This is a genomic window from Mesorhizobium sp. M7A.F.Ca.CA.004.04.2.1 (assembly GCF_004022825.1).
In the GTDB taxonomy this organism is placed as follows: Bacteria; Pseudomonadota; Alphaproteobacteria; order Rhizobiales; family Rhizobiaceae; genus Mesorhizobium.
This window is the reverse complement of record NZ_RZPH01000169.1, coordinates 1-8,268: the sequence shown is the minus strand read 5'-3', so window position 1 is coordinate 8,268 and position 8,268 is coordinate 1. Positions and strand designations below refer to the sequence as shown.

The following is an 8,268-nucleotide window of genomic DNA, read 5'->3' as shown; positions in this document are numbered from 1 at the left end:
ATGGTGTGTTCGTCGATGCCTTGCGCCGGGTCGTCGATGCGGGCGTGGTAATCCTCCGGCCCGTCGAAAACCATGGCGTTACCTTCGAAAGCCTCGGGATCCTTGGGGTTGGAGAGATAGCGTTCGCGGAATTCCGGCGAGATGCCGCTGGTCTTCATGATCGCCGAATCGAACAGATTGCCCCGAAGATTGATGAAGCCGGCATTGGCCTTCAGCGGCTTGGCGACAGAGCGGATGACGTCGGGATTTTCGTTGGCAACGCCCTCGCTGTTCTCACCGATCGACTTGCCGTTGACGGTGCGCGCGCCGGGATGCGGCAACAGCCCGCCCTTCATCAGTTCGGCGATGACCGCCGGCACGCCGCCGGCATGATGGTAGTCCTCGCCGAGATATTCGCCCGTCGGCTGCAAATTGACCAGCAGCGGCACATTGAGGCCGACCGTCTGCCAGTCGTCATTGTCGAGCTTGACTCCAAGGTGACGGGCGATGGCGTTGAGATGGATAGGCGCGTTGGTCGAGCCGCCAATGGCCGAATTGACGACGATGGCGTTCTCGAAAGCCTCTCTCGTCATGATGTCGGACGGCTTCAGATCCTCATGCACCATCTCGACGATGCGTTTTCCGGTCTCATAGGAAATCTGGCCGCGCTCGCGGTAGGGCGCGGGAATGGCGGCCGAGCCCGGCAACTGCATGCCAAGCGCCTCGGCCAGCGAGTTCATCGTGGTGGCGGTGCCCATGGTGTTGCAATAGCCGGTGGACGGCGCCGACGAGGCGACGATATCCATGAACTCGTCATAATCGATCTCGCCGGCCGACAGGCGCTGGCGTGATTCCCAGACGATGGTGCCGGAGCCGGTGCGCTTGCCCTTGTGCCAGCCATTGAGCATCGGGCCGACCGACAGGGCGATCGCCGGGATGTTGACGGTGGCCGCCGCCATCAGCAGGGCCGGTGTCGTCTTGTCGCAACCGATGGTCAGCACGACGCCATCGAGCGGATAGCCGTAGAGCACCTCGACAAGGCTGAGATAGGCAAGGTTGCGGTCAAGTGCCGCGGTCGGGCGCTTGCCGGTCTCCTGGATCGGATGGCAAGGAAACTCGAAGGGAATGCCGCCCATCGAGACGATGCCTTCGCGCACACGCTTGGCGAGTTCGATATGGTGACGGTTGCAAGGCGACAGATCCGAGCCGGTCTGGGCGATGCCGATCAGCGGCTTGCCGGACATCAGTTCGGCGCGCGTCAGGCCGTAATTGAGATAGCGTTCGAGATAGAGCGCCGTCATGCCCGGATTGTCGGGATTGTCGAACCACTCCTGCGAGCGAAATTTTTTCTTATGGGTGGGGGCGCCTGCCATCATGGTCTCCGTATTTGTAAGACAAATCGATATGGCAACGCGCGGGAGCAGGCAAGAGGGCGTGCGGTCGCAACCGGACTTTGGTGCGATAGACACGCACCGAGCCGTGCGTTACGGGTTCGGGCAGTCTTGTCCGGGAGGTTTTCATGGCTTTGGTGATCGAAGGCGAGGAGCGCATTGCCGCACCGCTGCAAAAAGTGTGGGAAGCGCTGAACGATCCCGAGGTCTTGAAGGCGACCATTCCCGGCTGCCAGAGCCTGGAGATGAAGTCGCCGACCGAGATGGCGGCAACCGTGGTGGTGAAGATCGGACCGATCAAGGCGACGTTCAACGGCGAAGTGACGCTGAAGAACCTGAAGCCGCCGCACTCCTACACCATCCAGGGCGAAGGCAAGGGCGGCATTGCAGGCTTCGCCAAGGGGGGCGCCGACGTGACGCTGACGGCGGATGGACCCGACGCCACGATATTGAACTACGCGGCCAAGGCCGATGTCGGGGGCAAGATCGCACAGCTTGGCAGCCGCCTGATCGAATCGACCTCGAAGAAACTGGCTGGACAGTTTTTTTCCAGCTTTGGCGAGAAGGTCGGCGCGGCCTAGGCTGCAGCACGGCGGCGCCTGCTATTCAAACACAATACTCGGCACGGCAGCAGCAGCCGCACCACGCTCTTCGTTGACCCGGTCCCAGACCTTCGAGGCGATGTCGCGGTAGATTTTCGCTTCGGGGCCATCGGGCTTGGAGACGACAACCGGCGTGCCGGCATCCGAGCTTTCGCGAATGCCCATTTCGAGCGGCACCTCACCGAGGAAGGTGACGCCGAGGCGCTCGGCCTCGCGGCGGGCGCCGCCATGGCCAAAGATGTCGTAGCGCTTGCCGGTGTCCGGGGCGATGAAATAGCTCATGTTCTCGACGATGCCGAGCAACGGGACGTCGACCTTCTTGAACATGTTGAGGCCTTTTCGCGCGTCGATCAGGGCCAGGTCCTGTGGCGTCGAGACGATGACAGCACCAGCCAGCGGCACCTGCTGGGCCATGGTCAACTGCGCGTCGCCAGTGCCGGGCGGCATGTCGACGACGAGCACGTCGAGACGGCCCCATTCGACCTCGCGCAGCATCTGCGTCAGCGCCGACATCACCATCGGGCCGCGCCAGATCATCGGCGTTTCCTCGTCGACGAGGAAACCCATGGACATTACCTTCAGGCCGTAATTCTCCATCGGTTTCAGGATCTTGCCGTCGACGGTCTGCGGCCGGCCGTGGATGTTGAGCAGCCTGGGCATGGACGGTCCGTAGATGTCGGCATCCAGCACGCCGACGCGCAGGCCGTTGGCGGCGAGGCCGAGCGCGATGTTGACGGCGGTGGTCGACTTGCCGACGCCGCCCTTGCCGGAAGCAACGGCAATGATCGCCTCGATACCGGGCACGCCACGTTTGCCCGAACTGTGCGAGGCGGGCGCGTGCGGAGCCGCACGCGGCGCGGCGGCAGCGGGCGCAGCCGGCGGAACGGGCCTGGGTGCGGGGCGCGACGGAACCGGCGCCTCCATGCCGCCGCCCCTCTTCTCGGCCGTCAGCGCGACGACCGCGCCGGCGACCCCGGGGATTGTCTTGACGACGCGCTCGGCGGCGGCGCGCAGCGGCTCCATTTCCTGGGCACGAGCGGCGGGAACGGTAATCGAGAAGAAGACCTTCCCGTCGGCGATGAAAATCTCCGAAACCATGCCGAGGTCGACGATGTTGCCGGTGAAATCCGGCCCGTTGACCGTCTTCAGACGCTCGGTGACGATTTCCTTGGTGACGGACATGGCAGTTTTTCCTTACGCAGCTTGCGCCTGAGATGCAGCTTGCACCTGAGATAATGCAGTTTCCGGACAGAACCAAGCCGTGGAGCAATGGCTGCCTTGGCGTGCCTGGAAAAGCGGCGGGTCCTGTCGGATTTCATCCGCGCCAAACGTCTTCCAGATAATCGAGCGCCGATGCGGCCAACAATCAGGTCGAGCGACAGTCGTCAAACGATCGCGGCGACCTATTTCGGTGACCAGCACGGGGTCGACAACCAGGAAAGGAGACCATCATGCTCGCAAACAGCAATGCAACGGCCAATCTCGCGGTGAAGGATCTCGCGAAAGCCAAGGCTTTCTATGAGGGAACGCTTGGCCTGAAACAGGTGCACGATGAGGGCGGCGAACTGATCGTCTACAAAAGCGGCGATACCACCCTCAACGTCTATCATTCTCAATTTGCCGGAACCAACAAGGCGACAGCGGTAACCTGGATGGTTGGCGACGAGATCGGCAACATCGTCAAGGAACTGAAGACGAAGGGCGTCGCCTTCGAGCACTATCAGATGCCGGGCTTGACGCTGGAGGGCGATCTCCACGTCGGTTACGGAATGAAGGTCGCCTGGTTCAAGGACCCGGACGGCAACATCCTGAACCTTGTGGACAGGTAGATTTCTTTACGTCACCTCGCCAGGCCAACCGCCAGGTAGGTGAGCGCCGAAATCAAAGCGGTGGCCGGCAAGGTGACGATCCAGGCAATGACGATGTTGCCGGCAATGCCCCAGCGCACGGCCGAGACGCGGCGGGCGGCGCCGACGCCGATGATGGCGCCAGTGATGGTGTGCGTGGTCGACACGGGAATGCCGAGCCAGGTCGCGGCAAACAGGGTGATCGCCCCGCCGGTCTCGGCGCAAAAACCCTGCATCGGGTTCAGCCGCGTGATCTTCGAGCCCATGGTGTGGACGATGCGCCAGCCGCCGAACAGGGTGCCGAGCGCCAGTGCCGCCTGACAGGTGAGGACAACCCAGAGCGGTACATGGAAAGTCGCGCCGAGCATGCCTTGCGAATAGAGCAGCACGGCAATGATGCCCATGGTCTTCTGCGCGTCATTGCCACCGTGCCCGAGCGAATAGAGCGAGGCGGAAAAGAACTGCATGACGCGGAAGGTACTGTCGACCGCAAAGGGCGTCTGGCGCACGAAGAGCCACGAGACGACGAAAATCAGGATGAGCGCCAGGATAAAGCCGGTCGCTGGCGACAGGACGATTGCCGCAACCGTCTTGCCAAGCCCTGTCCAGACGATGGCGCCCACGCCTGCCTTTGCCACACCGGCACCTACCAGGCCGCCGATCAACGCATGCGAGCTGCTCGACGGGATGCCGGCGATCCAGGTGACGATGTTCCAGACTATGGCGCCGACGAGCGCCGAGAAGATGACCGCCGGGGTGACGATGCTGACATCGACGATACCCTTGCCCACTGTCTCGGCGACGTGGAGGCCGAAGAACATGAAGGCGATGAAGTTGAAGAAAGCCGCCCACAATACCGCGTATTGCGGCCTTAGCACGCGGGTGGAGACGATGGTGGCAATGGAGTTGGCGGCATCGTGCAAGCCGTTGAGAAAGTCGAAGAACAGCGCGACGCCGACGAGGCCGACCAGCACGGGAAAGGCAATGGTGGCTTCCATCACCTAGACATTCTCAATGACGATGCCGCTGATCTCGTTGGCGACGTCCTCGAAGCGGTCGACCACTTTTTCCAGTTGGCCATAAATCTCGCTGCCGATCATGTACGCCATCGGATCGCTGCTGCCGTGCTTCCTGAAGAGATCCTTCAGCCCTTGCTCGTGCAGGTCGTCGGCCCGGCTTTCGACGCGCATCACCTCTTCGGCGATGGCGTTGAGGCGCACCGTGTGCGTCGCGACCTTGTTGAGCAGCGGGATCGCCTCGGCCACCAGCTTGGCGGCGGCGACGATGACGCCACCCATTTCCTGCATCAGCGGATCGAATTCCTTGCGCTCGAACAGCTTCACCGTCTTGACCGTCTTGTGCATCATGTCGATGGCATCATCCATCGACTGGATCAGGTCCTTGATGTCGCCGCGATCGAAAGGCGTGATGAAGGAGCGCCGCACCGCCAGCAGGACTTCCGCGGTGATGTGGTCGGCCTCATCTTCGAGATCGACGATTTTCTGGCACCAGAGGTCGATATCCCTGCCCTGGAGAAGCTGCTCCAGCGCCTCGGCGCCGCCGACCACGGTGCGCGAATGTCGTTCGAACAGGTCGAAGAAGCGATCTTCGCGCGGCAAAAGCTTGCGGAACCAGCCCAGCATGGTCGATCTCCCAGTTTCATCCACATAGCGCCGCATCGCGCCGCGGGAAACAGGTAGCCGGCTTAAAGGTGTGGATGCAGGGCAATTGTGCATCGCGCTTGCGGTGAGGCGCGATTTCCCCGACCTTGCAGCGAACCACCGGAAAGATCGCATGATCGACAAGCTGGAATTCTTCATCGCGCTCGCCAGGGAGGAGCATTTCGGCCGGGCGGCGGAGGTATGCGGCGTCACCCAGCCGACGCTCTCGGCCGGCATCAAGCAGTTGGAGGGCCAGCTTGGCGTCATGCTGGTCCTGCGCGGCTCACGCTTCCAGGGGCTGACGCCGGAGGGAAAACAGGTGCTGGTGTGGGCACGCCGCATCGTCGGCGACACCAGGACCATGCGCGAGGAAATGCGCGCGGCGCGCCACGGACTTTCGGGCCGTATCCGCATCGCCGCCATTCCGACGGCGCTCGCCATGCTGCCGCGGCTGACGACGCCGTTTCGCGAAAAGCATCCAGGCGTCACCTTTTCGGTGCTGTCGCGGACCTCGATCGAGGTGCTGTCGCTGCTCGGCAATTTCGACATCGATGCCGGCATCACCTATCTCGACAACGAGCCGCTGGGGCGGGTGACCAGCGTGCCGCTCTATGACGAGCGCTACCAACTGATCACCGCGATGGGAAATCCCTATTCCGACCGCGACAAAGTGACATGGGCAGAGCTCTCAAGCCTGCCGCTGTGCCTGTTGACGCCAGACATGCAGAACCGTCGCATCATCGATCAGCATCTGGCCGAAGCCGGCGTGCAGGTGCGACCGACGCTGGAATCCAATTCGATGATCGTGCTGTTTTCGCACATCCGCACCGGCAAATGGTCGTCGATCATGCCGCTCAACCTTGCGGAAACATTCGGCTTTTCCGAGCCGATCCGGGCCATTCCGATTGTCGAGCCGGATGCCAGCCACACGGTCGGCCTGGTGGCGACACCGCGCGAACCGCACACACCTTTGGTCTCGGCGCTGCTGGACGAGGCAATGGCGCTGGCGGACGATTTCCACGCAAACCGTTCCGCTAGACAGAGTTAGCCGAACGGAACGATAGAAAATTTCTATCGTACAACGAAACCGCTTTATTGATTTCAGAGGTTTTCTCTGGTTTCTTAAGCACTTAGCGATAAAGCGGCACGCGCATGTCGTTGTTCCAAAACAGCTTGATGCTTCTGGCCGATATGTATGGGTCGCTACGATAGGGAGGGCGCTGCATGACAATGCAGCCTGCAAGTACCGAGATCACGTCGCGCACGGTCGCGATCATCCAGGAGATGAAGGGCCTCGAAGGCCCGTTGCTGCCGATCCTTCACGGCATCCAGGAAGAGTTCGGCCATGTGCCCAAGGATGCGCTGCCGGTCATCGCCGAGGCGCTGAACATTTCCAGGGCCGAGGTGCACGGCGTCGTCAGCTTCTATCATGATTACCGCAGCCACCCGGCAGGCCGGCATGTGCTGAAGCTCTGCCAGGCGGAATCCTGCCAGTCGATGGGTTCGGACGCCATCGCCGCCAAGCTGAAGCAATTGCTGGGCATCGGCTTCCATGAGACGACCCGCGACGGTTCGGTAACGCTGGAGCCGGTCTATTGTCTCGGCCTGTGCGCCTGTTCGCCCGCCGCTATGCTGGATGGCGAGGTGATCGGGCGGCTCAATGACGAGAAGCTCGACGAGATCGTTGCAGAGGTGCGCTCATGATCCCGCGCATCTACATTCCCGGCGATTCCGGTGCGCTGGCGCTTGGCGCCGAAAAGGTCGCCAAGGCGATCGCCGGCGAACTCGCCGAGCGCGGCATCGAAGCCAAGATCGTGCGCAACGGGTCGCGCGGCGCCTATTTCCTCGAACCAATGGTCGAAGTTGCGACAGCGAACGGCCGCGTCGCCTATGGGCCGGTAAAGCCGTCCGACGTCAAAAGCCTGTTCGACGGCGGCTTTCTCACCGGCGGCCATCACAAGCGCTGGCTGGGCTCACCGGACAAGATCCCCTTCTTCGCCAAGCAGACGCGGCTGACCTTCGCGCGCTGCGGCGTCACGGATCCGCTTTCGCTCGAATCCTACAAGAAGCATGGCGGGTTGAACGGACTGACGAACGCGCTGGCACTGACGCCTGCCGACATCGTCGCCCAGGTTACCGAAGCGGGCCTGCGCGGGCGCGGCGGCGCCGGCTTCCCGACCGGCATCAAGTGGAAAACGGTGCTCGATACCGCAGGCGACCGCAAATACATCGTCTGCAACGCCGACGAAGGCGATTCAGGCACCTTCGCCGACCGCATGATAATGGAGGGCGATCCGTTTGTGCTGATCGAAGGCATGACGATCGCCGGTATAGCCACGGGCGCGACCAAGGGCTTTGTCTATGTCCGCTCGGAATATCCGCATGCGGTGGCGGTGATGAACAAGGCCGTCGAGGTCGCCCGCAAGGCCGGCGTTCTTGGCGCCAGCGTGCTGGGTTCACCTTACGCGTTCGACATGGAGATCCGGGTCGGCGCCGGAGCCTATGTCTGCGGGGAGGAGACGGCGCTGCTCGATTCGCTCGAGGGCAAGCGCGGCATGGTGCGCGCAAAGCCGCCGCTGCCGGCGCATAAGGGGCTGTTCGGCAAGCCGACGGTGATCAACAATGTCATCTCGCTGGCCTCGGTGCCTGTCATCATGGACAAGGGTGCGGCCTACTACAAGGATTTCGGCATGGGCCGCTCGCGCGGCACGATCCCGATCCAGATCGCCGGCAACGTCAAATATGCCGGCCTGTTCGAAGCCGCTTTCGGCATGACGCTGGGCGAGAT

At 62.4% G+C, this 8,268-nt stretch carries 9 protein-coding genes; 5 read left to right on the top strand and 4 right to left on the bottom strand.

Annotation, left to right across the window (positions count from 1 at the left end; genetic code table 11):
• The coding region (locus EN893_RS10495) for an IlvD/Edd family dehydratase (protein WP_128361527.1) at positions 1 to 1,352 on the bottom strand (1,352 nt) is incomplete at its 3' end.
• Positions 1,353 to 1,498: 146 nt separating this feature from the next.
• Here EN893_RS10495 and EN893_RS10490 point away from each other — a divergent pair.
• A complete protein-coding gene (locus EN893_RS10490; RefSeq protein WP_013528005.1) occupies positions 1,499 to 1,951 on the top strand; it encodes a carbon monoxide dehydrogenase subunit G in 453 nt (150 codons plus the stop codon).
• A gap of 21 nt (positions 1,952 to 1,972) precedes the next feature.
• Here the strand turns inward: EN893_RS10490 and EN893_RS10485 are convergent, their stop codons facing one another.
• On the bottom strand, positions 1,973 to 3,154 hold the full coding sequence (locus tag EN893_RS10485) for an Mrp/NBP35 family ATP-binding protein (RefSeq protein WP_127267005.1): 1,182 nt from the start codon (positions 3,152 to 3,154) through the stop codon (positions 1,973 to 1,975).
• A 269-nt stretch (positions 3,155 to 3,423) separates the two neighbouring features.
• Here EN893_RS10485 and EN893_RS10480 point away from each other — a divergent pair, with 269 nt between their 5' ends.
• On the top strand, positions 3,424 to 3,801 hold the full coding sequence (locus EN893_RS10480) for a VOC family protein (RefSeq protein WP_127267006.1): 378 nt from the start codon (positions 3,424 to 3,426) through the stop codon (positions 3,799 to 3,801).
• An 11-nt stretch (positions 3,802 to 3,812) separates the two neighbouring features.
• On the opposite strand, the gene EN893_RS10475 is transcribed toward EN893_RS10480, so the two are convergent.
• Positions 3,813 to 4,817, bottom strand: coding sequence for an inorganic phosphate transporter (locus EN893_RS10475; protein ID WP_127267014.1), 1,005 nt, complete (start codon positions 4,815 to 4,817; stop codon positions 3,813 to 3,815).
• A gap of 3 nt (positions 4,818 to 4,820) precedes the next feature.
• The gene (locus EN893_RS10470) at positions 4,821 to 5,462 is read right to left on the bottom strand and encodes a DUF47 domain-containing protein (protein WP_127267007.1); all 642 of its coding nucleotides are present in this window, start codon (positions 5,460 to 5,462) and stop codon (positions 4,821 to 4,823) included.
• Positions 5,463 to 5,613: 151 nt separating this feature from the next.
• Between EN893_RS10470 and EN893_RS10465 the strand changes: the two genes are divergently transcribed.
• The 3 genes from EN893_RS10465 to EN893_RS10455 all read left to right on the top strand — a co-directional run.
• The gene (locus EN893_RS10465) at positions 5,614 to 6,528 is read left to right on the top strand and encodes a LysR family transcriptional regulator (RefSeq protein WP_127267008.1); all 915 of its coding nucleotides are present in this window, start codon (positions 5,614 to 5,616) and stop codon (positions 6,526 to 6,528) included.
• 176 nt (positions 6,529 to 6,704) lie between these two features.
• Entirely contained in the window at positions 6,705 to 7,184 is a 480-nt protein-coding gene (locus EN893_RS10460) for a formate dehydrogenase subunit gamma (RefSeq protein ID WP_127267009.1), read from the top strand.
• A partial coding sequence (locus EN893_RS10455) for a formate dehydrogenase beta subunit (protein ID WP_164900790.1) occupies positions 7,181 to 8,268 on the top strand: 1,088 nt, incomplete at its 3' end. The genes EN893_RS10460 and EN893_RS10455, both read left to right, overlap by 4 nt.